Genomic DNA, 25,228 nt, shown 5'->3' on the forward strand with positions numbered 1-25,228 from the left:
GTCATGGTCCCGGCGCCTGTGGAGCCCTGGAGCCGAACAATCCGGACAGCTCCAATTGGCCGAGTATTGCGGGGGAGTTGTCATGAATGTAGGGCTTCACGCGGTCACGAGTTACGACTTGCCGCCTATCGAGCGGTGGCTGCGCTCGGATCATGTGCGCGGCACCTGGGGCGACCCCGATGCGAACCTTCGCGAGCTGAGCGAGCCGCCCGGCGAGGGGCGTGCCCGCGCTACCAGGAGGCCTCGGGTAGCGTCAGTGTCTCGACCCGGTTGCGGCCGGCGCGTTTGGCGCGGTAGAGCGCCTCATCCGCCTGGCGCAGCAGGGCCCTGGGCTCCACGGGCCACCGGGTGTGTACGCTGCACACGCCAATACTGATCGTCACGCGTCCTTCGTCGGTGTCGGGTTGTTTCAGGTCGAGCCCGTACACCGCCTCGCGGATGCGTTCGGCGACCCGCAGCCCGCCCTCGGGGTTGGTGTCGGCCAATACGCAGGCGAATTCCTCGCCACCGTAGCGGGCGCCGACATCGGCGGGGCGGTTCAGTACCGAGCGGATGACGTCGGCGACTGCCCGCAGGCAGTCATCCCCGGCCTGGTGGCCGAAGGCGTCGTTGTACGGCTTGAAGTGGTCGATATCGATCATCAGCAGCGAGAGGGAGCGTTCGCGCCGGGCAGCGCATTCCCGCTCGAGCTGGTGGTCGAACTCGCGTCGGTTGGCGAGGCCGGTCAGCCCGTCCACGCGCGCCTGGCGGGCCAGTTCCTGCTCCACCTGCTTGCGTGCCAGGGTGCCGGCGATCATGTCGGCGACGAGCCGCAGCGCGGTGATCTGGTCGTCGGTCCAGCAATGCGGCGCCTCTACGGCATCGAACCCGAGCATGCCGAAGGCATTCTGGTCGCTGACCAGCGGGATCAGCAGCAGGGAGCGGATCTGCTCGCGGCGGAATTCCTCCTGTTCCACCGCCGCCTCCGCCGGCAGTTCGTCGACGTCTGGCACGTGCACGACCTTTCTTGCGAGGACCTGTGAGGTGACCCAGTTATGTTCTTGCAGAGGAATCGCCTGAAGGTGCTCCCGGTAGGGCTGTACGCCGCGGGCGCACCATTCGTTGACCAGACTCATCTGATGGGCGGGGAGGTCGAAGCGAAACACGTAGGCGCGCCCGAGGCCGAAGAAGACTCCCAGTCGGGCCAGGCTCTCTTCCATCACCCGGTCGACGTCTCCGGCCGTGATGTTGATCAGTGCGGCGGAGATCTCGGCGATCATGCCTTGCAGGCGATACTGCCGATCTTGGGCCGCCTCCAGCCGGCGGCGGTCGCTGATGTCGACGGCGACCGCGCTTGCTCCAAGCAATTGCCCGTCCGCGGCAAACAGCTGCTCGGAGTGCCACTCCAGGGTGCGGTCTTCACCCGCGCGGGTGCGGATCGTGCTCTCGAACCCTTGCAGGCCCTGGCCCCGCTCCATGATCTGGCACGCGCGGGCAAAGACCGCCTCGCGGTAGTTGGGATCGGGATATAGCCATTCCCACACGCGGTCGTGCCCCAGCACCTCCTCGCGGGAGTAGCCGCTGATCTGTTCGGCCGCACGGTTCCAGAAGGTGATGCGGCCGTCCACATCCAGTAAATTGATCCAGACCGCTGCGTTGTCGACGATCAGCGCGTTGAACGGGTCCTGATCTTCATACGCCATCGATGCCCCCTGGCCAGGCGAGTGATCACGCTCCATGTTGTCAGAATGCCAGAAAGTCCGGTCGGGGCAAGCATGAGTTAAACCAGAAGCAAGGTTGTAGCAGGGCAGGCATGAAACGGGCGGGCGCACCCAGAAAAGGACGACCAATGCCTCCCCCTTTGGAGGCGTTGGTTCTGAATAAAGACTTTGAATGCAGCGGGTTATCGTGTTTCAGATGCCGATGAGGCTGGAGCGGCCTACAGTGTGATGTCGGCTTCCAGGATCAGGAACACCAGCAGGGCGAGGGTGACGGCCCAAAGCAGCAGATAGCCGGCCATGCTCTGCGCAGCGGCCTCCCGCTGAGCGCGTCCGCGCGGGCGCACGCCCTGATAGAGAAACACGAGCTTGGCCGACAGGTTTACGCACACCACGTTGACCGCCAGTAGCAGGAAGGCCATGTAGGCGGCGGAGAACTCGCCGGAGCCGAGCATGATGCCAACGGTAGCAGCCGGCGGCAGGAGGGCGACGGCCACCATCACGCCGACCAGAACCGTGGGCAGGCCGGTGGTGAGCGACAGCACTGCGGCGGCTCCGGACGCAAGGGCGAGAGCGACCGAGTCGAGACCGACTTGGGTGCGCATTTGCAGTTCGCGCGCGCCGACGTCCACCGACATGACAGTGGCGAGCAGGATCCCGATCAGGATGGCCCCGCCGAGTCCCACCACGTTCGTGCGCAGGGAGCGTCCGATCAGCCGCGTGTCGGCCATGGAGGTCCCGAGCGCCAGTGCCAGGTTGGGACCCAGCAGCGGAGCGATAACCATCGCGCCAATCACCACGGCCACGTTGTCCTCCAGCAGACCAATGGCCGCGACGATGGTGGACAGCACCGTCAACAGGACGAACTGGCCGGTGAGGTCGGCGCCCCCGGCCACGTTGGTATAGAGCTCTTCACGCGAGATGGCGCGGGCCTTCTTGCCGGTGCGTGCAGCATCCTTATCGTCGGCAGTGGAGTCCTGCAACGGGTCGGGCAGGACCGCCTCCACCGGCAGGACCAGGATGCGCGCGGTCTCGACCGCGCCCAGCACACGATAGAGGTCGTCCAGCAGGCGCTGGCGGTAATCCGTGCTGACCAGCATGTGCACGGCCATGCGGTCACGGTTTTCGTCCACCCCGTGCCAGAGGACATCGATGGCCAGCCCGTCGGCGATTCCCAGTACGGTATCCAGATGCCCGGCCGGGCCGACGACTTCAATGATCTTGCTACTCATGGGCCCCCCTTTGCTCCCGGCATCATAGCAGGGGGGGCTGGAGCTGCCGGGCGCGGCAAGAGAACCGGGGGCATGCGCGAACGGGGTACGCAGCATCGCTCAAACTATGCGTGGACCCGGATCGGGGAAGTCGACAACATGGGCGTCACGGGTCTGTGGCATTCGCAGGCAGGAGCCGGTGTTGGGAACGGAGGGAGTGAATGGCAACGGCGCTTCAGAATCAGACGGCGCGCAAGATCCTGCGCGGGCTCAAGTCGCACTATCCGGTGTTCTACCTGCAAGGGTGGGACGAGGACCGCATGGAGCGGCTGCTGCGGGCGGTCGCGCGTTCGTACTACGGCGAGGACGGGCACCTGGAAGTGTGGTCCGCGGGTACAGGGTTCGACAGCGATGCCCCCGACGCCCTGACGACCGATCCGCTGGAGGCGGTGGCACGTGTGGCGAAGGGGCGCACCGAAGGCCCGCGCATGGTGCTGCTGAAGGATCTGCCCACCGGGTTCGAGGGCAACCCGGCGCTGGTCCGCGGGGTGCGCGACCTGTACTACCGGTTGAAGAACAGCCGCGACGTGGTGTTTCTCAGCTGTCCGCTGCTGAAGCTGCCGGAGATCCTGAAGAAGGAGGTCTTCCTGATCGAGGTTGACCTGCCGTCGGAGGAGGAGGTGCTGGAGCAGCTGGAGGCCGCGAGCGGCGCGTCCGGGGTCCCGCGCGAGCAGTTGTTTCGCGTGGCGGCCGGGATGCGCGGGCTGTCGCTGAACGAGGTCGGGCACTTGAGTGCGCGGCTGTTTGGCGGCAAGCCGATGGGCGAGGCCGAGATGCTGGCCGAAATCCAGGAGGAAAAGGGCCAGATCCTGCGCAAGGAGAGCTGCCTGCAGTTCTACCCGCCGCAGCGCTCGCTGGACGACATCGGCGGGCTGGAGAACCTGAAGGAGTGGGTGCGCACGCGCGCGGACCTCTTTACCGAGAAGGCCTGGCGCGACAACGTGCCACTCCCGGCCGGCGTGCTGTTCATGGGGGTCAGCGGCTGCGGCAAGAGCATGGCGGCGAAGGCGATCGCGACCGCCTGGGGCCTGCCGCTGGTGCGCCTGGACATGAGCCTGGTGCTGTCCGGCAGCTTTGGCACGCCGGAGTATGCCTTTGCCCGGGCGACGCGGATTGCAGAGGAGATCGCGCCGATGGTGCTGTGGGTGGACGAGCTGGAGAACGCCTTTGGCTTCGACAGCCAGGCACCGGGCAGCGCCGGTAACGTGAACATTTTTTCGAGCTTTCTAACCTGGCTGCAGGAGAAGTCGCCCCGCGTGTTCGTGGCGGCGACCGCGAACCGCATCCATCAGCTCCCGGCCGAGCTGATGCGCAAGGGCCGGTTCGACCAGCTGTTTTTCCTGGACCTGCCGCAGGCGGAAGAGCGCAAGGAGATCCTGCGGATTCATGTTGAGCGCTACGGCGGCAATATCGAGGAGTTCAATCTGAACTACATGGCCGCCAGCACCGAGGACTGGAGCGGGGCGGAGATCGAGCAGGCGGTGAAGTCGGCGCGCATCGATGCCTATCAGGAGGGGCGGGTGTTCAACCAGCGCGACGTGATCCGCAACGTGATCAACACCGTGCCGCTGTCGCGGACGATGGTGGAGCAGATCCGCGAGATCAAGAGCTGGGTGTTCCAGCGTGCGATCAATGCCTCCAGGACGGAGGCGGGGAGCGCAGCCTCCAGTGCGCCGAAGGCGCCACGGCAGGAGCATTGAGTCAGTAGCGGTCACAGAGGATGGATGGGGTAGACCGCGCGGGGTCCGCGGTGGGGCCGGGAATCGAGGCGGACGGGCGTTTCACAGGGCCGGCCGGCACGTCAGAAGCCCGGTCGAGTGAGGCGGCACCGGTCACGCTGGCCGGTAGCGGTACTGTGATGCAAGGAGCCGAAGAATGTTCAAGACCGTCCTAGTCCTGGGCCATGTCAGTGGCATCCGTATTCAGATCCACATCAGCTGGATCTTCATCCTGATCCTGCTGCTGGCGAGCATGAGCACCGGTTTCTATCACCAGTATCCGGAATGGTGCCTGGCGATGGCGGTTGGCACCGCGGCGGTGACGGCCCTGCTGTTCTTTTCTTCCATCCTCGCCCATGAACTGGGCCACAGCATGGTAGCGCTGCGGCGTGGTGTGCCGGTGGAGTCCATCACCCTGTTCATCTTCGGGGGACTGGCCCAGATGGGGCGAGACCCCGAGCGGGCAGAGGACGAGTTCTGGATAGCGATTGCCGGGCCGGCGGTGAGTGCGGCCCTGGCATTGCTCTTCTGGTGGCTCGCGTTGCTCACCGCGGATTGGTTCGAGCCGGTACCGGTGGCGCTGGGCTGGCTCGCGCTGATCAACATGATCGTGGCCATCTTCAATCTGATCCCGGGTTTTCCGCTGGATGGCGGGCGGGTGTTCCGGGCAGTGATCTGGAAGTTGACGGGCGACCCGCGCAGGGCCATCGAGGCCGCAGTACGGGGTGGGCGGATGGTGGCCTACCTCCTGTTCGGCTTCGCCTTCTGGAACGTCGTGGTGCTGGGCAACCTGATCGGGGGCCTGTGGGTGATGCTGATCGCCTGGTTCCTGCTGAACATGGCCGAGATGCAGGGGCGGATGTATGACATGCGCGAGCGGCTGGTGGATGTCCGTGCGCGGGATCTGGCAAACCCGGATCCGCCATTTGTCGGCCAGGATGTATCGGTCGAGGAGTGGATTGACCGTTTTGTTCTGCCGGGTGGGCGCCGCTCCTTTCTGGTGGGCGATGCGGAGCGGGTTCAGGGACTGGTGACCCTCAGCGACAGCCGCAAGGTGCCGCGGGAGCGGTGGCCGACCACCCGGATCGCCGCGATCATGACCCCCGTGGATGCGCTGAGCCGTGTCGCGCCCGACACGAAGGCGGAGGAGATCCTGCAGGTCATGAGCGAACACAACCTCAATCAGATCCCGGTGATGGATGAATCCGGTCGAGCCATCGGCTGGATCGATCGCCAGCAGCTCCTGCGCACGATCGAGATCCACATGGAGCTCCAGCGTTAGGTGTGATCTCTCAATAGGTTGTCCTCAGGGAGCCCGAGGAGGCGGATGGAGGATCAATTGCGGTGGTCGCGCTGTGTCTGCAGCCTCTCCTGTTCGCGCCATTCCATCTCCTTCTGCCGGAGGTAGGTGTCCTGGTCCAGCTCCCGCAGCTGTTCGGGATAGCGCTCGGTAAGTTCGAACCAGCGCGCCATGCGGAACGCCAGACGATCCTCTTCCGCGACCTCAAGGCTCTCCAGATAGGCCTGGAATGCCAGGTAGAAGCGCATCACGTTGCGCTCGATGACACCTTGCAGACCGTCGACGTAGATCGGCCTTCCGGCATCATCCTCCCCCACCACGGTGAAGCCGGCCCGATCCCCGCCGCCGAAGCGGAGATAGAGGTTCAGGAAGCCCCGGGCCAGGGCTCCGTAATCAACGGCATGCCGAACGTGGATTAGGGTCCGCTCGGCATCCAGAGGTACGGCCTCCAGGGTCATGCGGTAGTCGCGGGTGCCGTAGGGCCCCCGGTCCCCTGCGAGTTTCACGGCCAGATAGTCCTCCTCGGCGATCTGCACCCGGAAGTCCAGGTCCACCCGATAGGCGTTTTCCGGGCGCTGGAAGCGCTTTCTGCTGATGTAGAGTTCGATGCCGGACCGCTCGCCGTCCCCGTGGTGGACGCAGGCCTTCACATTGATATGCAGGAAGAGGGATTCGCACCATACGGCCGCGGACCGGAACTCCTGGGACACCTGATGGAAGGGATGGTCGAGGATGGCATCCACCCGGACCATGACGGTGTCGTTTTGCTGATCGGAGTCCAGCCGTATCGGTTCGGCATCCAGAGGCGTGCGCTCGATGCCCGCGGTTGCGTCCTCGATTCGCTCCGGCAGTGGTCCGTACTCGAGGGCAGACGCCGGGACCCACGCGCTGCCGAGTACCGCCAGGGCCAGCACGGCCGAAATCAGGCCGCTACGCCGCGGGGGCGACCGTTCCGGCGGCAGGTGGAGGCGCAAGGGTTGTTCCGTGTCCATACGGTGAGATTGGTCAAGGCCGGCGGAAAGTGCCAGCACCTGCTGTGCGACGCGGTAAGCACGAATGAGGTCGGGTCACGCTGACTGGAAGAACCGGCAGGGCCAGATGTTCGAAGTTCGATGCCGATGTCTGGCGGTGTCAGGCATTCGCTTCTGCTTGGTGCCGGCGATACAGCCGCCAGGCCGTCAGGCCGACGAGTAGCGAAGCCAGCCCGCCGGTCACGAAGACCAGTGCCGGTGTAATGCCTGCCGGGCCGGTGAGCAGCCAGAACAGTACCGGGGCCACCAGCATCGCGGCGAACGCGAGGAAATTGCTGGCGGCGATGAAGCGGCCGCGTCGCTCGGCGGGGCTGTGGCCCTGCAGGTAGGCCGTGATCGGCACGATGAAAAAGCCGGAGGCGACACCCAGCAGGGCCATGAGCACCAGGGTTGCGTGGTAACTGTCGGCGGCGAAGTACAGCAGTGCGCTGAGCAGGGCTGCGGCGATCATTCCGGCCGGGGCATGGTGCATGGCGATGGTCCCACGCGAGAGATAGCCGGCGAGGATGCTGCCGGCACCGATGCCCAGCGCCAGCGTGGTCAGGATGATGCCGGTTGCAAGCTCGCCGAGCTCCAGGTGGATTTCTGCGAACAGGGGAACGTTCAGCTGGTACAGCGTGCCCAGCGCCCAGAACCACGCGATGCCGAGAATCACCAGGAACAGGACTCGATGCGGCCGAATCTCGTTGATGGACTGTACGATCGTCGCAAACGGGTTGAGTCGGAACGGCGCGGGGTTGTCGGTGGCCACGGTCGGGGTGATGAAGAGGCTTGTCACCAGGCCAGTGATGGACAGTGCCACGACAAGTGCAGCCGGTATCCACAGGTCCTCGCGGGCGAACTCCATCACGAAGCCGGCCAGAGCTGTCCCGAGGATGATGGCCAGGAACGTCCACAGCTGGATATGCCCGTTGGCGCGCGAGAGCTGCTGGTAGCGCACGATCTCCGGCAGGATGCCGAATTTGGACGGGCTGAAGAACGTGCTCTGCAGGCCCATCAGGAAGGTCGTCACCAACAAGCCGGTGAAGTTTTCGGTGATCAGCATCAGCGCGGCGGCCATTAGTACCGCGACCTCGGCCAGACGCGTGGTGACGATCACCGCTTTCTTGCTGTAGCGGTCCGAGATATAGCCTGCCCAGGGCGAGAACAGCACGAATGGCAGCAGGAAAACGAAGCCGACCAGGCTGTAGTAGAAGGTGCCTTCCCCCTCGGCGACGAATTGGCGGATGGCGATGAAAATGACCACCAGCCGGAAGAAGTTGTCGTTGAGGGCATTGATGAAGACGGTCGCCATGTGGGCGATGAAGCCCTTTCTGCGTATGTCCGAGGTCTCGGTCATGGGGGCCGCCTGCCAAGGTTTCCGGAAGGACTCCGGCAAGGGTTGGCGCGGGACAGCGCAATAGTCAAATCGGGTGGATACCGTTCAGGCGGTGGGCTTGCCGGAGTGGCAGGGCTTGGCGGGGCTGCGAGAGGCGGCGTCGGGCTATACCAGTTGCTCTGCTGGCACAGGAAGAGCCGGTACAGGCTCCCCGGCACAGCCGGTGTATGTGGATCGGGCACCCATCCCGTCGAGTGCGGGGCTCTGGTCAGCCCAACAGCCCGTGTTGCCGCCCAGTGATCCGGCGTAGGAAGAGGGCGCCCGTGTATTGGTGCGACCCGCAACGAGCATGTCGGCGCGCGTTCACCTGGCGTCGAATTCTTCTCGCGTGATTTCCACAAACTGGCCGAAGCTGCGCAGTCGGGCGACGTCGCTCCGGTCGACACTCAGCTGCAGTTCGAACGTCTTGCCTGCGACGAGTTCTTCGCGTTGTGCAGTCCCGGTCGATGTCAGTCGTGCCTTGATCGCGGGGATCTTGTTGCCATCCAGGTCCGCTGCCTGGACGAACAGGGTAAGCGTCTGGCCTCGGTGATCCAGGAAATCCCCCGCACCGATGATCGGCGGCCCCCTCAGGGTGAAGGCTGGCGGGGCAGGTTCGTCGCTGTCCGGTTCGGTCAGGTCCTGCGTCAGCGTGGCTGTTCCGGTCAGGATCAGGTGATTGAACGGCATGGGCCTTCTTCCTTCGGTCCTGAGCTCGTCAACGGTGTATGGCCTGGCGTCGATCGGCGTCAATGGGATGGTTTGTCCCACCAGGTTCGTGTGAACGTACGCGGAGATCTTCTCGTCCCAGTGCCGTTCTCTTTCGGCGACGTGACTGCGGAACGCTTCGGCCTGCTCCCAGTCTGTGGCCTGCATCTGTCGCAGTTCCTGCTGTAACTGCGCGGATTCATCGAAGCGCGCCTGCTCGAGTTCGGGCAGGTTCTTCAGATAGGGGTTGGGCGGGCCGAGGCTGCGGGTTTCCTCTGCATCCTCCGGATCCGCCGCATTGGCTGCATCGGCTTCGTCTGGCTGGCCACAGCCGGAGGCGGCGAGCGCAATGCCGACAAGGAAGAAGAGGAAGCGGCTGTGATTGTGGGCGCGTTTCATCAATAGGTTCCCTGGATTGGCTGGCCAGGCCTTGAGCGGCTCCAATCCGCCACCAACGCCCGACGACACGGCCCAAGCGAAGCCCATGCCAACCAAGGGGAAGCAAGAACAAACAGTCAGTTATACGATTGCGAGCGCAGCATTCCCGGATCCCGAGCGCCTGTCTGGAAAGAAACCTGACGTGCTCGAGCCTGACGCGACTGGTGGTGCGCTTGCGCCGGCCGTCCCGCCGGCTCATGGCGGCAGGGTGTAGCGGGCTTGCGCCAGTTCGGTGATCATCTGGCGCGTCTGTGCCGGTGCCAGGTCGGTGCGCTGCTCGACGCGCTGTGCCTCATCCGCCAGGAACTCGTCTCTGACCGCGTGCCGAAACCAGCGCGAATAGTCGCCGCGGCGCAGGTGAAATAGCCAAGTCTGTTCGTCGATGCCCTGGGCGATCTGGCAAAAGATGGCCATGTTCTGTGCCTTCAGGTTGTGGCGGCTGTCGGGCCCTCGGAAATAGAAGCTGTGCCACCGCAGGTCGCCCTCGGCATACTTGCGATGATGGCGCACGCGCTCTGCGCGCCCGGGCATGGGGCGCATGGCGAACGGGGATTCATCGATAAACCAGGCGATCACCTGCTCCGGCTCTCGTGTCAGGCTGTCGGGCCACGGGACCGTTCTGCCCGTGGCCCGCCCGAACTTGGCCAGTGTCTCCTCGGGTGAAGATCCAATGGCGATGACAATGTCGACCGGCGCCAGGATCTCCGATGCGACATGCTCTGGATGCACAGTTACCAGGGCACTCTCGCCGATCCGTTTCGGCAACGCGGATCCGGTATGCCCCCATGTATCGGGGAGCATGTGGTGGGCCTCGTCGAGCACCAGCCAGTGTGGCCGACCAGTGCGTGCGCGCATGGCCTGTAGGTTGGGGATGAGTTGCGCAAAAAACTGGGGCCGGTCCCCAAGCGGGATGCCAAGGAGGTTTATGCTCAGGTTGATCTTCGGATCCTCGAGGATCGAGAGGATCTCCGTGACGGCTGGAGCACGCCATTGGTTGCCGAGTGCCACCACGTCGGCCAGCGTTCCGTAGTCGCCTTCCGGGTCGACGATGCAGACCTGGAAGTCTTTCTCGATTAACCGCTCGATGATGCCCGCGGCGAACGTGGACTTGCCACTGCCCGAGGGCCCGGCAACCAGCATGTTGTGCCCGAATGGCGACAGGTTGATCAGCCTCCCGTCTGCCGCTGTGCCGAGCGGGATCAGGTGCTGTTCGAGCCGGCTGTCCAGCCGGCGCAGATCGTTTGCGATCAAGTCGTCGATCAGTTCGATGACGCCGTTCCCGTTCTCGCCAGCGGTCTCCAGGCTGGCGGACGCCTTCAGGGACGGCACTGCGTTGGCGACTGCCACGGAGCATTCGCACAAGTCCAGAAACGAGTGGTCATTCTCGGCGTCGCCGATTCCCACCACCTCATGACGCGAAAGCCCCAGCTTGCGCAGCGCACGCTCCAGTCCCTTGGCCTTATTGACGCCGGCCGGCAGGACCATCAGGGCGCCACGGTTGGCGATCACCTGTGCTTCCAGTCCGAGTTCCCAGATCACGTCCTGCACGGCCGCTCGTTGTGCTGCCTGAGTCCCGACGACCACTTGCCCAATCTCCAGGGGCTCCACGCCGCGCTCTCGGAGACCCTTGAGCAACAGCTTCGGCGGGGGGTTGGCATAACGCGCTTCCTCCCGGGTCGCAGGGTTGTAGACAATGGCGCCGTTTTCCGCCACGACCAGGTCGAAGAGGCGCGCACAAGGACAGACTGACAACAGGTCATCCACCCGCCGCCCGGTGACCAGGATCGCCCGTCGTCCCGATTTTCTGAGCCGTTCGACGGCACGAACGGTGTCCTCCGAAACCCGGTCATCCGAGGCGAGGGTTCCGTCATAGTCTGCCGCCAGGGCGAGATAACGCATGTGCCTGCCACCTTCCTGTTGCACCGGTGCGGTTAATGGGTTTGCAGCCCTGTTCTGAGGCCGTTCAATGAGTTATAGCCGAGTTCGGTCTTCCGGATCGCATGAGAAATGGCAGTCGATTGGAAACCGATGAAGAGCGAAGAAGATGACATCCATGAGCAACGGCGAACAGATAACGGGATCGGACCTGTAGCCGCAGCAAAACCTCATGGCCTGACCGCTTGCGGAGATTTGCTAGATTCAGAGATGGAGGCGAGCCGGAGCTGCTGGCTTGCGACGAGGACAGGAGATGGAGCCATGGTGTCGAAGAGTGTGCCGGTGGAAGAGTTCACGACCCCCGACCCGATCACCGCGAACGAAGACATGACGATCGCTGATCTTCGGGCATTGATGGAACAGCATGGGGTCCGCCATCTTCCGGTGGTCCGCGGTGGGTCGGTGGTCGGGCTGGTCAGCGACCGGGATGTGCGCATCGTGATGGGCTTGCCGATAGAGGACATCGGCCAGGTTAGCGTGTCCGATATCATGTCAGCCGACCCCTTGACGGTGTCGGCAGCCACGCCCCTGGACGAGGTGGCTTATGCCATGTCCGAGAAGAAGATCGGCAGCGTTATCGTCAATGAAGAAGACGGGAGCCTTTTGGGTATCTTTACGGCGAGCGACGCCCTGAATGCGTTGATCGAGGTCATCCGCGAAGGGGATGCGTCCACCTCGTAACGTCGAGGTCTTGCTCCGGTGCGGTCCGCGTGTTGCCGCGGGGAAAGCATCAACGAAGGCGCCGTACCTCGCTAATGTCGGTCAGGGCGATCGGCATCACCATGTAGCCGCTGCCGATGCGGCGGCGTACGCGGATATGCCCCTCATCGATCTCGAGCAGCTCGCCGTTGCGGGCGCGACCGTCCGCGAGGGTGATCTGCAGGTTGCGGCCGATGTGGTCGCCCAGTGCGTTCAACGCGATCACCGGGTCCCGCGCCGAATGCGGGTGGCGGGCAGAATCGGATGGCAGGGCTGGCGTGGCGTTCCATCCTGCGTTCGGTGTCGCGGCGAGCCTCCCGGGGCGTGGCGTGACTTGGCGCAGGTCGACGCGCCCAAAGGGCCGGCCGGCCACGCTCAGGCTGGATTCGACCTGCCGTAGCCACTGCGTCGGGGAGTCGAGGCCGGCCCAGAGCAGGGCGGGGTTGTCGATCGGACCGATGCGCACGGAGTAACCTCGAGGCTCCTGGATGAAGTGGCCATAGGCCTCGATCATCAGCGGCCCCGGCTGCAGGCCGAGGGGTTCCCAGGCTTCGACCCAGGCCGCCTGGTGGTGCTTGAGGTAGTCCCGGTGCTCCATGTCCATCTCGGCCGCACAGAGCTCCATCAGGGCGGGATAGTACCCGCGGTCCTCGTAATCCACGGTCATGGATTGCAATGAGGTGGCCATCAGGGCGGGCGCGAGGTCACGGGCCCGATTCGAGGCGGCCTGGATGTTGAAATGCGCGGTGGATGTGCCCAGACCCAGGGGACCCATGCCAAAGGTGCTGTGCACGGTCAGGCGGTCCTGGTCCCCCGCGAGATGGTAGCGGATGCTCATGTCCAGCGGGATGTCGCGATAGCCGAGGGCAGCCAGCAGGTCGTCCGCAGGGGCCGCCTGGTAGGCGCCGCAGCCGGCGGTGTCCAGCCACAGGGCCGGGATGCCGTCTTGCGCGCCGGTGGCGAGGCCGGGCGGTAGGGTCAGGCCGTTGACCGCAAAGCCCAGTTGCCGGGGCAGACGGCGGGCATCCAGGGTGTGGCGCAGCCGGAGGAGCTGCCACAGGTTGCCGGTTTCCAGGGTGATGCGTTCGGCCCGCATGCGGCCGATCGCCGTATTGCGCGGCTCGAACAGGAGCCGGTTGACGTGCAGATCGCCGCCCAGGCCGACAGTCACCCCGGCGTAGTGCAGTGTGCCGAGCGGCTCCAGCATCTGCGCCATATCGTCGAGCTTCTGTTCGACCTGGCGGATTTCGTAGTGGTAGTAGCCGATACCCGCGGCGACCACGGCAAGGCCGCCCACGATCCATTTCCCTGGCATGTTCTCCCCCTGCGGTTGCTTGTTCGGGCTCGTCACAGCCGGCCCGACAGCGGGACTGCCCTGTCCCGCGATAACAAGATAGCCGCTGCCGGCACATTCCGCACCTGTAAACAAGGCGGGCGGGCCTGTCTGGGGTACACGTGACAACGTGCTCCGGGCTTGGGCATTAGCCGGAATGGGCGGTTTGACCCGGATGCAGGTGTGCGTCGATGGTGGAGTGATGCGAGGTCCGGTGAACATTCGAGAACGAGAGGATGCGCTGGCGGAGCGATCGGGTGCGGGGTCATTGCGGCTCGGACATAGGCGCTCTGTTCGACGCATCGCGCCCTGGCTCGCGGCGGGCGTCGTCGTCACGCTGATCGTTACCAGTGGTTGCATGCCGTCGGGGGAGGAGGATCAACCGTCAGAGGCCGATGAGGCGTCGGTGCTCGCGCCGCTGGACATTGGTGAGGAGTCTGTTCGGACGGTGGAGGGCGCCACGCTCCTTGGCATTGAAGATCTGCCCGGCGATATCCAGGTGGACGAGCAGAACGCCTTCGGAGCAACGAATCGGTTTCGGGAGGCCCACGCATCCCCGGACAATGCCTGGGTGGCGGTGGTTACCAGCGGTGCCGCTCACAGCGGCGGCTGGTTGGTAAGAGTGGACAGCGGCGAGGCGAGCCCCGCGGCGTTTCAGTACGGGGGCCGCGTCACGATCGGCCCCTGGAGCGACGATGGGCGCCATGTGGTGTTCGCGCAGGAAGGGCCTGCCGGGGACCGCACGCTGACGGTCGTGGATCGCGAATCGCTGGGTGACTCGGTGGAAGCGAACACGATCCCGGTGCGTGCCCCCGAGCATGAGGGCCGCGAGCCAGAGCATCGAGACTACGAGGTGGTCGAGTGGGCCGACGGGAAGCTGGTATTTCGCCTGGGCGAGGAGAGGTGGGTGTTTGATCCAGCCGGTAAGTCGGTTATGCCGGACTGACCATCAGGGGTGCGGGCCCCTGTCGCATGGTACGGGCGGATCGAGTGGCTGGGTCAGGCGCGGTCGGCGCGAACGCCCGGGTGGGCGTGTCGGTGGTAGTTCGCTCGATCCGGGATCACGTTGCGGATGCCGCCACGGGGGTCTTCCACGTCGCCCTCGTAGCGGGGCAGCAGGATTACGTGCAGGTGATCGATGCTCCGCCCGGCCATGCGGCCGTCGTTGTTGCCGACGGTGTAGGCATCGGGTGGATTGCCCAGAAAAGGGAGTTCCAGCACGCCTTCGATATGGTCCTTGGGGCGCTCGCTCAGGTCCTCGCGGACCAGCATGCTGCGGTACAGGCTGGCCAGGTCGGTTGACTCGATCACCTGGCGTACGCCAAGGATGGCGTCGAAGTAGTCCGACTGTTCGGTCTCATTGAGTTCGAAAAGGGAAACCACATGCCGCCGCGGGATGACGAGGGCGTGCCCCGGGTTGACCGGGTTGGTGTCGAACAGGGCGACGAACGAGCGGTTCTCGTAGATGAGGGGATCGGCCAGTCCGGCCGCGACGCGGCAGAAGTAACAATCCTTGATGGGTGTGGCACTGGTCATCGAAACGCCTGATTGATCGGTTTGTTTTGTAAGTCAACGATCTTACGGGATTTTCACCTATTCGTTCGCCTGCGGCCGATGAAGTTCACCTCACGGTATGCCCCGGTCCATGGTCTGTAAGGTGCCGAACACACGCGGTTTGCACCCATCGTGCTTGACGACCTGCAAGTCACCACGTAAGTTCCCTAGCATTGTAAGGGGTTTTTGCGGTCCTTCCTTCGAGCCGTCCTGCGGCCAGACCCACCATCCCCCGATACGTTTGTCGAGGCTGTACGCCCCGCGCCAGCGGTGGCCGCGCGCCTCGACGGTCGCGCGGATGCGCGACGGCAGCACAAACCGGATGCCCGGATTCGCGCCGGGCGGCCGTGTCGCGTCGACAGCCTGCTTGTCGGCCGCCGCGGGTGCCCGACGCCCCGGATGTTTTGTGTCACGACGTATCGAAGGGGGAGTCCATGTCCATGCCATTTTTCGGCCTCGTATTTGCGCTGCTGTGCGGCGTTGCTGCGCTGGCCTATGGTCTGTTTTCCATCCGCTGGGTGCTCTCGAAGTCGGAGGGGAGCCAGGAGATGCAGCGCATTGCCCGTGCCGTGCAGGAAGGCGCATCGGCCTACATGAAGCGGCAGTACACGACCATTGCAGTGGTCGGGGTGGTTCTGTTCATCGGGTTGTGGCTGGTGATCGGCGTGGGCTCCGCGATCGGGTTCCTGATCGGTGCAGTGCTTTCGGGTGCGGCGGGCTTTATTGGCATGCATGTGGCGGTACGGGCCAACGTGCGAACTGCGGCGGCCGCGAAGTCGGGGCTGGAAGCGGCGATGGACGTGGCCTTCCGCGGGGGCGCGGTGACCGGCCTGCTGGTGGTCGGGCTCGGGCTGCTGGGGGTGGCAGGCTATTTTGCCGTGCTCTGGTGGCTTGCACCGGAGGGTGGCGAGGTCGGCCTTTCGCCGCTGGTAGGGCTGGCACTGGGCGGCTCGCTCATCTCGATTTTCGCGCGTGTGGGCGGTGGCATCTTCACCAAGGGCGCGGATGTCGGCGCGGACCTGGTGGGCAAGGTCGAGGCGGGCATCCCCGAGGATGATCCCCGCAACCCGGCCGTGATCGCCGACAACGTGGGCGACAACGTCGGGGACTGCGCCGGGATGGCCGCGGATCTGTTCGAGACCTACGCGGTCACCATCATCGCGACGATGATACTGGGGACCCTCCTGATCCCCGAGCTGGGCCTGATGGCCTCGGTGTATCCGCTGGTGCTGGGCGGCGGGGCGATCCTGGCCTCGATCATCGGTACCTTCGCGGTGAAGGCGCGGCAGGGTTCCGAGATCATCAAGGGACTCTACAAGGGCCTGATGGTCTCCGGCGGGCTCGCCGCGGTGGCCTTCCTGCCGATTACGCTGGTGCTGGTGCCGGACAACGCGCTGGCCACCAGCATGGGCATCGAGAGTGGCGCGGCGATGAGACTGTATGGCGCGGCGCTGGTGGGCCTGGTGCTGACCGGGGTGATCATGGTCGCTACCGACTATTACACCTCCACGGTGTTCCGCCCGGTCCGCCATCTGGCCGAGGCCTCGACCACCGGCCACGCGACCAACATCATCGCCGGTTTGGCGTTGTCGATGAAGGCGACCACCGCGCCGGTGCTGGCGGTCTGCGCGGCGATCCTGGTGGCCTATGCCTTTGGCGGCCTGTACGGCATCGCCATCGCCGCGACCACGATGCTGTCGATGACCGGGATCATCGTGGCGATGGACGCCTACGGGCCGATTACGGACAACGCGGGCGGCATCGCGGAGATGGCCGATCTGCCCTCCGAGGTGCGCGAGACCACCGATGCGCTGGACGCGGTGGGCAACACGACCAAGGCGGTTACCAAGGGTTATGCGATCGGCTCGGCCGGGCTTGCGGCCCTGGTGCTGTTCGCCGACTACACCCACGAGCTGGTGCGCCACACGGGCGGTGTACACAACTTCGAGCTCAGCAATCCGAATGTCATCGTGGGCCTGTTTATCGGGGGGCTGGTCCCGTTCCTGTTCGCGGCGATGACCATGGAGTCCGTGGGCCGGGCGGCCTCGGGCATCGTGAACGAGGTGCGGCGCCAGTTCCGCGAGATCAGCGGGATCATGGAGGGCACCACCAAGCCGGATTACACCCGTGCCGTGGACATGCTCACCGGCGCGGCGATCCGCGAGATGATCCTGCCCTCGCTGCTGCCGGTGCTGGTACCGGTACTGGTGGGTGTGTTCCTCGGTACCGAGGCCCTGGGCGGGCTGCTGATCGGAACGATCGTGACCGGCCTGTTTGTGGCGATCTCCCAGACCGCCGGTGGCGGGGCGTGGGATAACGCGAAGAAGTACATTGAAGATGGACACCATGGTGGAAAGGGCTCCGAGGCCCACCACGCGGCGGTCACCGGCGACACGGTGGGCGACCCGTACAAGGACACCTCGGGCCCTGCGATCAATCCGCTGATCAAGGTCATCAACATCATGGCGCTGCTGCTGGTGCCCGTCCTGTAGGGCCCGCGAAACGCAAGGAGAACCGAGATGCCGACAATCCGACTGCAAATGGCCCCGGATCTGGAGCTGAACATGGAGCTGGACGTCGAGGGGGTCGACTGCGACAGCCGCGACTGGGACGTGCAGCAGCACAAGGCCGAGATCTACGCCGAGTTCGAGCGCCGGCTCAAGGCCGCGTTTCCCGAGGGCTTCAAGATCCATACCTTCGAGTTCGGCCTGGCCTGCAAGCCGCGCTAACGGGGCGGGAGGGCACGCACGTCAGTGTGTTCTCCCGAACCGAAGGTGGTCTTTGGGGGCACGCGAGTGCCGTGTTCCCCCTGACACCATGCACAAGAGCCGACTCGGAAACATCGTGATCGACTGCCGGACGGAGGATCTGGCCGCCGAGGCGCGTTTTTGGGCCAGCGCACTGGGCTATCCGATGCCCGAGGACTTCGATGCGGCCAGCGGCTTTATCCAGCTCGTCACGCCGCCCGGGGAAGTGCAGGTCATCATCCAGCGCGTGGATCACAATCCGCGCGCACACCTGGATATCGACTCCGACTCGGTCGAGGCGGAGGTCGCGCGTTTGCAGAGTCTGGGCGCAACCGTGGTGGCGCGCCATGCAGAGTGGGTGGTGATGCAGGCGCTGAGGGAGACACTGACTGAGTGGCGCATTCGCGCTCGAGTCGCTTTTGCGTGCGAACAAGGCGCGGTGACTGCCGTGCAGTCATTCTGCACAAGGGAACCGCAACGCCGTGCGCGCGCAAAAGCGGCCGAGCCCCTCCGGGGTTGGCACCCCAGGTACCCCGATCCTGCGTTGCGCCGCTTGCGGGTAGAACCACTACCCGCTGCACGGCGCGCCTGGTCTCGGAAAACCTGGGGTACCAACGCGAATGCGCCACTCAGTCAGTGTCTCCCTAATGGGCATCGTTTTTGTGTCGGCAGTCCCTATCGGGGCGGCTTCGAGCAGGGAGCCAACACGTGGGAGTAAGGTCAGAGTAGTAGGCCCCGGCCTTGCGGGAGATACGCGATGGCGACCATTCGGCACAAACTCGTTCCGCACCTGTGGTTCGAGCGTCAGGCCAGGGAGGCGGCCGAGTTCTACGCCTCGGTCTTCGAAAACTCGTGGGTCGAGAGCACGGTCACCCTGGAAGGCACCCCGTCCGGTTCGGTGGAGGTCGTCACCTTCTTCGTGCTGGGGCAGGAGTTCCAGGCCATCAGTGCAGGTCCGCTGGTCCCGTTCAACGAGTCGATCTCGTTCATGGTCAAGTGCGATACGCAGCAGGAGATCGACTACTACTGGGACAAGCTGACGGCCGATGGCGGGCAGGAGGTGGAATGCGGCTGGTTGAGGGACAAGTTCGGCCTGTCCTGGCAGATCGTCCCCGCGGTGCTGGACGAGATGATGCAGCCCGGTGATCCCGCGGCGCTGGCCCGGATCACGCAGGCGTTCCTGAAGATGAAGAAGTTCGACATCGCGGCCCTGGTTCGAGCCTTTGAGGGTCGGTGAAATGGACGCCCGCAGGCCCAGCATGGCCGAGGTGCTGCACCTGACCGTATCCATCGCGCGCACTCCCGCAGATGTCTATGCCTTTGCCTCCGATCCGAGAAATCTCCCGTTATGGGCCGAGGGGCTCGCGCGTTCGGAGGTTCGACAGCAGGGGGATGCGTGGGTCGTGGAAGGGCCCGTTGGGAGGGTGACGGTACGGTTTGCGGCGCCCAACGATCTCGGTGTGATGGATCACGATGTCGAGCTCCCCTCGGGCGTGATCGTTCACAACCCCATGCGCGTCCTGCCGAACGGCGAGGGGAGCGAGCTGGTGTTCAGCCTTTTCCGGCAGCCGGGGATGTCCGACGAGCAGTTTGATTCGGACCGGTGCGCGGTGGAGAAGGACCTGGACCAATTGAAGGTTCGGTTGGAAGGAAACCCGGCCCTCCCTATTCGGGATTCAACCACCGGGTAAACCAGTCCGTGGCCAGATCGGCCGCTTGCTCCAGGGTGCCCGGTTCCTCGAACAGGTGAGTGGCGCCCGGGATGATCGCGAGCCTGCAGGTGGCGTGCATGCGGGCCTGCGCCTGACGGTTGAGCTCGATCACCATCGTGTCGTCGCCCCCGACAATCAGCAGGGTGGGCGACGCCACCCGCGGCAGGGCCTCTCCCGCCAGATCCGGGCGCCCGCCGCGGGAGACGACGGCGCGGATGGTATGGGGGGCCGCCGCGGCCGCCTGTAATGCGGCCGCCGCCCCGGTGCTGGCGCCAAACAGGCCCATCGGTAGACCTGCGAGTCGGGGTTGCGAAGCGGCCCATTCGCAGGCCTGTACGAGCCGACGGGCCAGCAGCGGGATGTCGAACCGGTTCTCGTAGGTGCGATCCTCCGTCTCGGTCAGGAGGTCGAACATCAGCGTGGCGAGATCGGCCGCCTGCAGCACGTGGGCCACCTGGTGGTTGCGCGGGCTGAGGCGGCTGCTGCCGCTTCCATGCGCGAACACGACCAGCCCGGCCGGGGTCTCCGGCAGGCCGAGGATCCCCTGATGCGGACGCCCGTCCAGGGCGAGGGTCACATCGTGTTGCTCAACGCGGGACATCGGGTTTGCGGGAGCGGTGGGCGGTGGCCAGGAGGTCGATCACCTCGTCGTCCGAGGTCTGCTCGAAGGATTCGTAGTAGGACCCGACCGAGCCCCGGTAGTACACCGGGCGGTCCAGGGTCACCACGTGGTCGACCTCGGTCTCGAGCAGCTCCGCCGTATCGGCCGGGGCCACGGGGATCGCGACGATGATCTGCCTGGGGTGGCGTTGCCGGGCGTCGCGGATGGCTGCGCGCATGGTCAGGCCGGTGGCAATGCCATCATCGACGATGATCGCCAGTCTGCCGGCGACGTCCGGGGCGGGCGTGGTGCAGTACAGTTCGCGTCGTCGCCGGGCCTCGGCGCGTTCGCGGGCCTCGGCCCGCTCCAGCCATTCCGGGTCGATGCGCTCCTCCTCGCGGGGGTTGCAGACGCGCTCGCCGTGTTCCGGGACCGCGCAGATCGCGTATTCGGGGTGAAACGGGTGGCCGATCTTGCGCGGGATCAGCAGATCCAGCGGCATATCCAGGTGACGCGCGACCTCGGCCCCGAGCGGGACGCCGCCGCGCGGCAGGGCATACACCACGCCGGGCTGACCACGGAAGCGGTCCAGCGCTTGCGCGAGCCGCCGGCCGGCGTCGGTACGGTCCCGAAAACGCATGGGCCCTCCGGTCAGTACGCAGTTGAACTGTCCTGGAGTGTAGGCCCGAGAGGGCAGGAAAACGGGCGGGTCTGAGCAAAATAGGAGGCCTCGGCCGGTGCCCTTAAGCCCATAGCGGTGTTCGGCCTAGCGGATCTCGAGACTGTGGTAGCGAATCACGCGATCGAGTTCGCCGGGGTGCAGTTCCAGGCCGTAGTCCAGGCGCAGGCGTTCGATCAGTTCCACACGGTAGCTGGGCGGCGGGTCCATCTGCTGGATGAACTGGCCGACATCCTCAACGACCGCCCAGGGATAGAGCAGCCAGCGCCACTCGCGGACGGTGTGGCTGCGGAAGTCCGCCGGACAGGTGGTCGTGGTCTTCTCGTGCAGCACGGCGGTACGCACGGCCCTGGGCTTGAAGGTCTCCAGATGCGGGCGTGCCGCGGCCAGGGTATCGCCGCTGTCGTTGACGTCGTCCACCAGCAGGACGCGCTCCCCGCGGACCTCGCCACTCAGCGGCACCGTCACGGCCGCGGCCTGCTTCTTGCGGGCGCCGGAGGTGTAGTGCTCCACCTTGAGGCTCAGCAGTTTGTGCACCTGCAGGAAGTCGCACAGGAATCGCGCCGGCATGAAGCCACCACGGGCAATGGCGACGATCGTGTCCGGCCGGAAGCCGCTGTCCAGGATCTGGCGGGCGAGGCGGTCCGCGGCGTCGACCACCGCGTCCACACTGATCAGTTGTACCGGCATCTTGCGGGCTTCAGACATCGCGGGCGCTCTCCATCGCGGCTTCAGCAAGGATGTTATCGGCCGGCCAGAAAGAGCAAGCGTGCGATGAAGGCGATGGTCAGGATGATCCATCCGATGGGATAGGGCAGTACGCCGGTAAAGAATGCGGCCAGGCTGGCGACCAGCAGGAGGCCCAGGATGAGTAACGGGGTGTCCATACCGGTAGGATTGGGAGATGCGGCGTTGGTTCGCAGAAAGGGCCCTTGCGGGCCCGAGATCGGAACGACTGGCCTTGGCGCCGGACGATTGAGAGAGGCTTGATGACTCAGACTAGCGACAATCCCGCCCGCTCCCTGGAGATCGGCACGGTGAGCCTGCCCGAAGGCGGAACGATCGGGATGACGCTTTGCCCCGGCAAGTGCGAGGCGGAGGCGCCCGGTGGTCAGCGGGACCTGGCGGCGGATCTGGCAGCGATCCGGGACTGGGGAGCGACGGCCTTGGTCACGCTGAACCAGGGGCATGAACTGGACAAGCTGGGTGTGCCCGAGCTGGGCGAGGCCGTGCGTGCGGCGGGGATGGCGTGGCTGCACCTGCCGATCGGTGACATGGCGGCGCCGGATCGCCCCTGGGAGCTGCGCTGGCGCGAAGTCGGCCCCGAGGTACACCGTCGGCTGCGTGCGGGCGAAGGGGTGATTTTTCACTGCGGTGGCGGGTTTGGCCGTGCAGGGACGATTGCGGCCTTGACGCTGATCGAACGGGGCCTCGCGCCGGAGGAGGCCATCGCAATGGTGCGCGGGGCGCGCCCCGGCGCGATCGAGAGCCCGGACCAGCAGCGTTATTTGTTGAGCCTGTCCGCTACCGGGGTCTAACGATCCGGGCGCGGACCCTCCTGATCGATGCCTTTTCCCGGTGACTTCTGCAGCTCCGCTTCCACGTTGTCGATGATCTCGCGGCTCAGGGTCTGAATCAGTGGTTTGGCCGCCTGGCGGACGGTCTCTTCGAGCAGCGGATTGTCGAGCTCGTACTCCAGACGCAGGTGGATCGTCGTGCCGTTTTGCGCGGGTGTCAGGTGATAGGTGCCGCGATTCTGCACGCCGGTCAGCGATTGCCAGGAAAAGCGCTCCGGTGGTTCCGTTTCTGTGATCTCGACATCGAAACTCAGGGGAATGCCGGCGATGCGGACGACCCATCGGTAGCGGGCCTCCCCGACGCGCGCTATCGTTTCGATGGCCTCGCTGTAATGGACGAACTCCTCGACCCGCGTAATCAGGGCGAATACATCGGGTTGGTCCGCGCGGATGTGTGCCTGGTGTTCGATCGTGGGCATGATCAGAGACGGGGTTCGGAGGACTTCGAGTATGCAGGGAGGCAACCCGGTATGCACCACGTGCCCTGTTCCGGGGCGTAGCGGTCGCAAGGCCCTTTCCGGGAGCCACCTCGCGTGAAGGTGCTCGTGATCCTGGGCCACCCGCGTACCGACAGCCTGTGCGGCGCGCTGGCCGAGGCCTACCGTGACGGGGCCCGATCCTCCGGGGCGGAAGTGCGCTCCCTGGAGCTGGCGAATCTCGAGTTCGACCCGCACGTTCACACGCCTTCGCCGAATCAGCAGCCGCTGGAAGACGATCTGGACGCGGCGCGCGAACTGGTCGCCTGGGCCGATCATCTCGTATTCGTCTTTCCCACCTGGTGGGGCACCATGCCAGCGCTGCTCAAGGGCTTTCTCGATCGCGTGATGACGCCCGAGTTTGCCTTTCGCAGCTGCGAGGGCGGCACCGGATACGAGGGGCTGCTGCAGGGACGCTCCGCACAGCTGATTACCACGATGGATACCCCGGTACTGATCCATCAGTTGTTGTATCGCCAGCCGGGGATCAACGCGATGGCGCGCGCGACCCTGGGCTTTTGCGGCATCCGCCCGGTGCGCTCGCTGATGCTGGGTTCGGTACGCGAGGCCGATGACCGCCAGCGCGAGGCGTGGCTCGAGCGCGCACGACAGGAAGGGCTGCGCCTGGAGCATGGCCGCGAGAGCCTGCGCGAACGGGCGGCCTTCAAGCTGGGGGGCTGGCTGCAGGCACTGCGCCTGCAGTTCTACCCGATGACCTTCGTGGCCTACACCGCAGGGGCCCTGGCGGCGGCCCCGGACGGCGGTGTGTCGCGCAATCCGGTTTTCTGGCTGGGTTATCTGTGCCTGTTCCTGCTCGAGGTGGCGACGGTCCTGGTCAATGAACGGGTGGATTTCGGCTCCGATCGCCAGAACCGTTTCTACAGCGCCTTTACCGGCGGCTCGCGGGTGCTGGTGGAGGGGCGGCTGTCCCTGCGCGAGATCAACGCCGGTACGTCGGTGGCACTGGGGGGCTTCGCGGCGGCGTTTGCCGCGCTGCTCGCGGTCGCGCCCGGCGATGCCGGTCCCATGCTGTGGGTAACGGGCGTGCTGGCGGTGCTCGCGATCGGGTATACGGCGCCGCCCCTGAAGCTCAGCTATCGCGGGCTCGGGGAGGTGGATGTCGCGCTGACCCACAGCCTGGGCGTGTTGCTGTGCGGGTACGTGTTCCTCGCGGGGGACTGGACGGACCCCTTGCCCTGGTGGCTGAGCCTGCCGTTGTTTCTGGCGATCATCCCGTCGATTACGCTGTCTGGTATCCCCGATCGCGAGGCGGACGCGGCTGTGGCCAAACGGACCCTGGCGGTGCGGCTGGGAAATGGTGGTGCGCTCGGTGTGGCGCTGGTGTTCACCGGTCTGGCGGCGGTTGCGGGAACGGCATTCCACCTGACCGGTTGGGCTCAGGGGGCCTATGCAGGCATTGCCTATTTCGTGGTGCCGCATGCGGCCTGGCTGATATGGATGTTGTGGCGCGAGCGTCAGCGCGGGGCACCGGGCGGGCGTATCGACGGCTTGATGGCGGTATCGCTAGCCTATGTGCTTTGGTTTGGTCTGGTGCCGCTGGTAAATCTTGCCGCGGCTTGAGTGACGGGATGCCGACCTCCGGCGGATTCGGGGCCCGGACGGCACGGTATGGAGGGACTGAGCGATGTTTGGACGGCTTTTAGCGGGTATTGCGGTCTTGGGCATGCTGTCGGTGCCGGCGGTGGCCGATCACCGCGAGGCCTTCCATATCGCGGGCGACCGGGACGAGGCGCCGTACGGGTACATCAATCGCGATGGGCGCTTCGCGGGCCACTATGTCCAGTTGATGCAGGAGGCCTTTGCCCACTTGTGGGTGCCACTGCGCCACGAGCCCTACGAATGGGAGGAGGCGCAGCGGCTGGTGAAGGAGGGCAAGGCCGACGCGATCATTACCACCATGACGCCGGAGCGCGAGGAGTATCTGATCGCGAGCGAGGTCGCCCTGGCGGAACCGGAATGGGTGGCCTTCGTGCGCGAGGACCACCCCGAGCGCGACGAATTGCTGGCCAAGGAACGGCTGGAGGACTTTGCCGGATACCGCGTACTGGACTACGCCGGGAACGGCTGGGGCAAGGCCAACCTGGAGGGTCTGGACGTGCAGCGCGAGGGCACGCTGTCGGAGAATCTGCGACGTCTGGCGGCCGGCGAGGGGGACGTGCTGATCAACATGAGTGAGGTGACGGAACACACGATCCGGGAGTTGAAGCGGGCCTATCCCGACGAGGCGGATGCACCGGGTCGGCTGGTGGCCTCCTCGAACGTGCTGGACGTGACCTCGATGCATCTGCTGGTACGCAAGGACTCGCCGCATGCGCACCTGGTGCCACGCATCGACAAGGTCCTGCGGGAGCTGGGGATCTGACCCCTGCGCTGG

General features: G+C 65.4%; 25 protein-coding genes. 12 read left to right on the plus strand and 13 right to left on the minus strand.

Annotated features, from left to right (window positions below; genetic code table 11):
• Nucleotides 1-230: 230 nt before the first annotated feature.
• Both F466_RS0107925 and F466_RS0107930 read right to left on the minus strand, forming a co-directional pair.
• The gene (locus F466_RS0107925) at nt 231-1,682 is read right to left on the minus strand and encodes a diguanylate cyclase (RefSeq protein ID WP_018993815.1); all 1,452 of its coding nucleotides are present in this window, start codon (nt 1,680-1,682) and stop codon (nt 231-233) included.
• Nucleotides 1,683-1,918: 236 nt separating this feature from the next.
• Nucleotides 1,919-2,929 carry a TIGR00341 family protein gene (locus F466_RS0107930; RefSeq protein ID WP_018137802.1) on the minus strand — a complete coding sequence of 337 codons (1,011 nt, stop codon included), beginning with the start codon at nt 2,927-2,929 and terminating at the stop codon, nt 1,919-1,921.
• Between the two features lie 200 nt (nt 2,930-3,129).
• Here F466_RS0107930 and F466_RS0107935 point away from each other — a divergent pair, with 200 nt between their 5' ends.
• The gene (locus F466_RS0107935) at nt 3,130-4,668 is read left to right on the plus strand and encodes an AAA family ATPase (RefSeq protein ID WP_018174173.1); all 1,539 of its coding nucleotides are present in this window, start codon (nt 3,130-3,132) and stop codon (nt 4,666-4,668) included.
• 175 nt (nt 4,669-4,843) lie between these two features.
• A complete protein-coding gene (locus F466_RS0107940) occupies nt 4,844-5,968 on the plus strand; it encodes a site-2 protease family protein (protein WP_018174174.1) in 1,125 nt (374 codons plus the stop codon).
• A gap of 53 nt (nt 5,969-6,021) precedes the next feature.
• Here the strand turns inward: F466_RS0107940 and F466_RS0107945 are convergent, their stop codons facing one another.
• The 4 genes from F466_RS0107945 to F466_RS0107960 form a co-directional block, all read right to left on the minus strand.
• On the minus strand, nt 6,022-6,960 hold the full coding sequence (locus F466_RS0107945) for a hypothetical protein (RefSeq protein WP_018174175.1): 939 nt from the start codon (nt 6,958-6,960) through the stop codon (nt 6,022-6,024).
• A gap of 157 nt (nt 6,961-7,117) precedes the next feature.
• Nucleotides 7,118-8,356, minus strand: coding sequence for an MFS transporter (locus F466_RS0107950; protein ID WP_018174176.1), 1,239 nt, complete (start codon nt 8,354-8,356; stop codon nt 7,118-7,120).
• A gap of 342 nt (nt 8,357-8,698) precedes the next feature.
• Entirely contained in the window at nt 8,699-9,481 is a 783-nt protein-coding gene (locus F466_RS0107955) for a hypothetical protein (RefSeq protein WP_018993816.1), read from the minus strand.
• Between the two features lie 234 nt (nt 9,482-9,715).
• Nucleotides 9,716-11,419: an HAD family hydrolase gene (locus F466_RS0107960; protein ID WP_018993817.1), complete on the minus strand. Its 1,704-nt coding sequence runs from the start codon at nt 11,417-11,419 to the stop codon at nt 9,716-9,718.
• A gap of 297 nt (nt 11,420-11,716) precedes the next feature.
• Here F466_RS0107960 and F466_RS0107965 point away from each other — a divergent pair, with 297 nt between their 5' ends.
• Complete coding sequence (locus F466_RS0107965; RefSeq protein ID WP_018137795.1) at nt 11,717-12,136, plus strand: CBS domain-containing protein; 420 nt, start codon at nt 11,717-11,719, stop codon at nt 12,134-12,136.
• A gap of 49 nt (nt 12,137-12,185) precedes the next feature.
• On the opposite strand, the gene F466_RS0107970 is transcribed toward F466_RS0107965, so the two are convergent.
• On the minus strand, nt 12,186-13,469 hold the full coding sequence (locus tag F466_RS0107970; RefSeq protein ID WP_038082649.1) for a hypothetical protein: 1,284 nt from the start codon (nt 13,467-13,469) through the stop codon (nt 12,186-12,188).
• Between the two features lie 193 nt (nt 13,470-13,662).
• Here F466_RS0107970 and F466_RS0107975 point away from each other — a divergent pair, with 193 nt between their 5' ends.
• Nucleotides 13,663-14,433 carry a hypothetical protein gene (locus F466_RS0107975; RefSeq protein WP_018993819.1) on the plus strand — a complete coding sequence of 257 codons (771 nt, stop codon included), beginning with the start codon at nt 13,663-13,665 and terminating at the stop codon, nt 14,431-14,433.
• Nucleotides 14,434-14,486: 53 nt separating this feature from the next.
• Here F466_RS0107975 and F466_RS0107980 read toward each other — a convergent pair whose 3' ends face one another.
• Nucleotides 14,487-15,023 (minus strand): HIT family protein, encoded by a 537-nt coding sequence (locus F466_RS0107980; protein ID WP_018993820.1) that lies wholly within the window; start codon nt 15,021-15,023, stop codon nt 14,487-14,489.
• A gap of 452 nt (nt 15,024-15,475) precedes the next feature.
• Here F466_RS0107980 and F466_RS0107985 point away from each other — a divergent pair, with 452 nt between their 5' ends.
• From F466_RS0107985 to F466_RS0108005, 5 genes are all read left to right on the plus strand, one after another.
• The gene (locus F466_RS0107985) at nt 15,476-17,533 is read left to right on the plus strand and encodes a sodium-translocating pyrophosphatase (RefSeq protein ID WP_018137791.1); all 2,058 of its coding nucleotides are present in this window, start codon (nt 15,476-15,478) and stop codon (nt 17,531-17,533) included.
• Between the two features lie 48 nt (nt 17,534-17,581).
• Nucleotides 17,582-17,770, plus strand: a complete 189-nt coding sequence (locus tag F466_RS0107990; protein ID WP_018137790.1) for a hypothetical protein — start codon at nt 17,582-17,584, stop codon at nt 17,768-17,770.
• Nucleotides 17,771-17,885: 115 nt separating this feature from the next.
• Nucleotides 17,886-18,506 carry a VOC family protein gene (locus F466_RS0107995; RefSeq protein WP_018993821.1) on the plus strand — a complete coding sequence of 207 codons (621 nt, stop codon included), beginning with the start codon at nt 17,886-17,888 and terminating at the stop codon, nt 18,504-18,506.
• A 39-nt stretch (nt 18,507-18,545) separates the two neighbouring features.
• Entirely contained in the window at nt 18,546-19,025 is a 480-nt protein-coding gene (locus tag F466_RS0108000; protein ID WP_018174183.1) for a VOC family protein, read from the plus strand.
• Nucleotide 19,026: 1 nt separating this feature from the next.
• Nucleotides 19,027-19,479: an SRPBCC family protein gene (locus F466_RS0108005; protein ID WP_018993822.1), complete on the plus strand. Its 453-nt coding sequence runs from the start codon at nt 19,027-19,029 to the stop codon at nt 19,477-19,479.
• On the opposite strand, the gene F466_RS0108010 is transcribed toward F466_RS0108005, so the two are convergent.
• The 4 genes from F466_RS0108010 to F466_RS13725 form a co-directional block, all read right to left on the minus strand.
• Entirely contained in the window at nt 19,454-20,101 is a 648-nt protein-coding gene (locus F466_RS0108010) for a dienelactone hydrolase family protein (protein WP_018993823.1), read from the minus strand. The two genes, F466_RS0108005 and F466_RS0108010, sit on opposite strands and share 26 nt — an antisense overlap.
• Entirely contained in the window at nt 20,088-20,741 is a 654-nt protein-coding gene (locus F466_RS0108015; RefSeq protein WP_018174186.1) for a phosphoribosyltransferase, read from the minus strand. The genes F466_RS0108010 and F466_RS0108015 overlap by 14 nt, the downstream gene beginning before the upstream one ends.
• A gap of 126 nt (nt 20,742-20,867) precedes the next feature.
• Complete coding sequence (locus F466_RS0108020; protein WP_018174187.1) at nt 20,868-21,488, minus strand: phosphoribosyltransferase; 621 nt, start codon at nt 21,486-21,488, stop codon at nt 20,868-20,870.
• A gap of 35 nt (nt 21,489-21,523) precedes the next feature.
• Nucleotides 21,524-21,667: a hypothetical protein gene (locus F466_RS13725; RefSeq protein WP_018137588.1), complete on the minus strand. Its 144-nt coding sequence runs from the start codon at nt 21,665-21,667 to the stop codon at nt 21,524-21,526.
• Nucleotides 21,668-21,769: 102 nt separating this feature from the next.
• On the opposite strand from F466_RS13725, the gene F466_RS0108030 reads away from it, so the two are divergent.
• Entirely contained in the window at nt 21,770-22,318 is a 549-nt protein-coding gene (locus F466_RS0108030; RefSeq protein WP_018993824.1) for a cyclin-dependent kinase inhibitor 3 family protein, read from the plus strand.
• Here the strand turns inward: F466_RS0108030 and F466_RS0108035 are convergent.
• Complete coding sequence (locus F466_RS0108035) at nt 22,315-22,776, minus strand: SRPBCC family protein (protein WP_018137590.1); 462 nt, start codon at nt 22,774-22,776, stop codon at nt 22,315-22,317. The two genes, F466_RS0108030 and F466_RS0108035, sit on opposite strands and share 4 nt — an antisense overlap.
• 114 nt (nt 22,777-22,890) lie before the next feature.
• Here F466_RS0108035 and F466_RS0108040 point away from each other — a divergent pair, with 114 nt between their 5' ends.
• Together F466_RS0108040 and F466_RS0108045 are read left to right on the plus strand one after the other, a co-directional pair.
• A complete protein-coding gene (locus F466_RS0108040) occupies nt 22,891-24,414 on the plus strand; it encodes an NAD(P)H-dependent oxidoreductase (protein WP_018649457.1) in 1,524 nt (507 codons plus the stop codon).
• Nucleotides 24,415-24,517: 103 nt separating this feature from the next.
• On the plus strand, nt 24,518-25,216 hold the full coding sequence (locus F466_RS0108045; protein ID WP_018993825.1) for a transporter substrate-binding domain-containing protein: 699 nt from the start codon (nt 24,518-24,520) through the stop codon (nt 25,214-25,216).
• Nucleotides 25,217-25,228 lie beyond the last annotated feature (12 nt).

The organism is Thioalkalivibrio sp. ALgr1, assembly GCF_000378285.1.
Lineage (GTDB): Bacteria > Pseudomonadota > Gammaproteobacteria > Ectothiorhodospirales > Ectothiorhodospiraceae > Thioalkalivibrio.

Coding starts and splice junctions, on each gene's coding strand:
- F466_RS0107935 (WP_018174173.1), top strand. CDS start 3,130: ATGGCAACGGCGCTTCAGAATCAGACGGCGCGCAAGATCCTGCGCGGG.
- F466_RS0108020 (WP_018174187.1), bottom strand. CDS start 21,488: ATGTCTGAAGCCCGCAAGATGCCGGTACAACTGATCAGTGTGGACGCG.
- F466_RS0108030 (WP_018993824.1), top strand. CDS start 21,770: ATGACTCAGACTAGCGACAATCCCGCCCGCTCCCTGGAGATCGGCACG.
- F466_RS0107950 (WP_018174176.1), bottom strand. CDS start 8,356: ATGACCGAGACCTCGGACATACGCAGAAAGGGCTTCATCGCCCACATG.
- F466_RS0107985 (WP_018137791.1), top strand. CDS start 15,476: ATGTCCATGCCATTTTTCGGCCTCGTATTTGCGCTGCTGTGCGGCGTT.
- F466_RS0108000 (WP_018174183.1), top strand. CDS start 18,546: ATGGCGACCATTCGGCACAAACTCGTTCCGCACCTGTGGTTCGAGCGT.
- F466_RS0107940 (WP_018174174.1), top strand. CDS start 4,844: ATGTTCAAGACCGTCCTAGTCCTGGGCCATGTCAGTGGCATCCGTATT.
- F466_RS0108005 (WP_018993822.1), top strand. CDS start 19,027: ATGGACGCCCGCAGGCCCAGCATGGCCGAGGTGCTGCACCTGACCGTA.
- F466_RS0107975 (WP_018993819.1), top strand. CDS start 13,663: ATGCAGGTGTGCGTCGATGGTGGAGTGATGCGAGGTCCGGTGAACATT.
- F466_RS0108010 (WP_018993823.1), bottom strand. CDS start 20,101: ATGTCCCGCGTTGAGCAACACGATGTGACCCTCGCCCTGGACGGGCGT.
- F466_RS0107965 (WP_018137795.1), top strand. CDS start 11,717: ATGGTGTCGAAGAGTGTGCCGGTGGAAGAGTTCACGACCCCCGACCCG.
- F466_RS0107955 (WP_018993816.1), bottom strand. CDS start 9,481: ATGAAACGCGCCCACAATCACAGCCGCTTCCTCTTCTTCCTTGTCGGC.
- F466_RS0107970 (WP_038082649.1), bottom strand. CDS start 13,469: ATGCCAGGGAAATGGATCGTGGGCGGCCTTGCCGTGGTCGCCGCGGGT.
- F466_RS0108045 (WP_018993825.1), top strand. CDS start 24,518: ATGCTGTCGGTGCCGGCGGTGGCCGATCACCGCGAGGCCTTCCATATC.
- F466_RS0108035 (WP_018137590.1), bottom strand. CDS start 22,776: ATGCCCACGATCGAACACCAGGCACACATCCGCGCGGACCAACCCGAT.
- F466_RS0107925 (WP_018993815.1), bottom strand. CDS start 1,682: ATGGCGTATGAAGATCAGGACCCGTTCAACGCGCTGATCGTCGACAAC.
- F466_RS0107990 (WP_018137790.1), top strand. CDS start 17,582: ATGGCCCCGGATCTGGAGCTGAACATGGAGCTGGACGTCGAGGGGGTC.
- F466_RS0107930 (WP_018137802.1), bottom strand. CDS start 2,929: ATGAGTAGCAAGATCATTGAAGTCGTCGGCCCGGCCGGGCATCTGGAT.
- F466_RS0107960 (WP_018993817.1), bottom strand. CDS start 11,419: ATGCGTTATCTCGCCCTGGCGGCAGACTATGACGGAACCCTCGCCTCG.
- F466_RS13725 (WP_018137588.1), bottom strand. CDS start 21,667: ATGGACACCCCGTTACTCATCCTGGGCCTCCTGCTGGTCGCCAGCCTG.
- F466_RS0107980 (WP_018993820.1), bottom strand. CDS start 15,023: ATGACCAGTGCCACACCCATCAAGGATTGTTACTTCTGCCGCGTCGCG.
- F466_RS0108015 (WP_018174186.1), bottom strand. CDS start 20,741: ATGCGTTTTCGGGACCGTACCGACGCCGGCCGGCGGCTCGCGCAAGCG.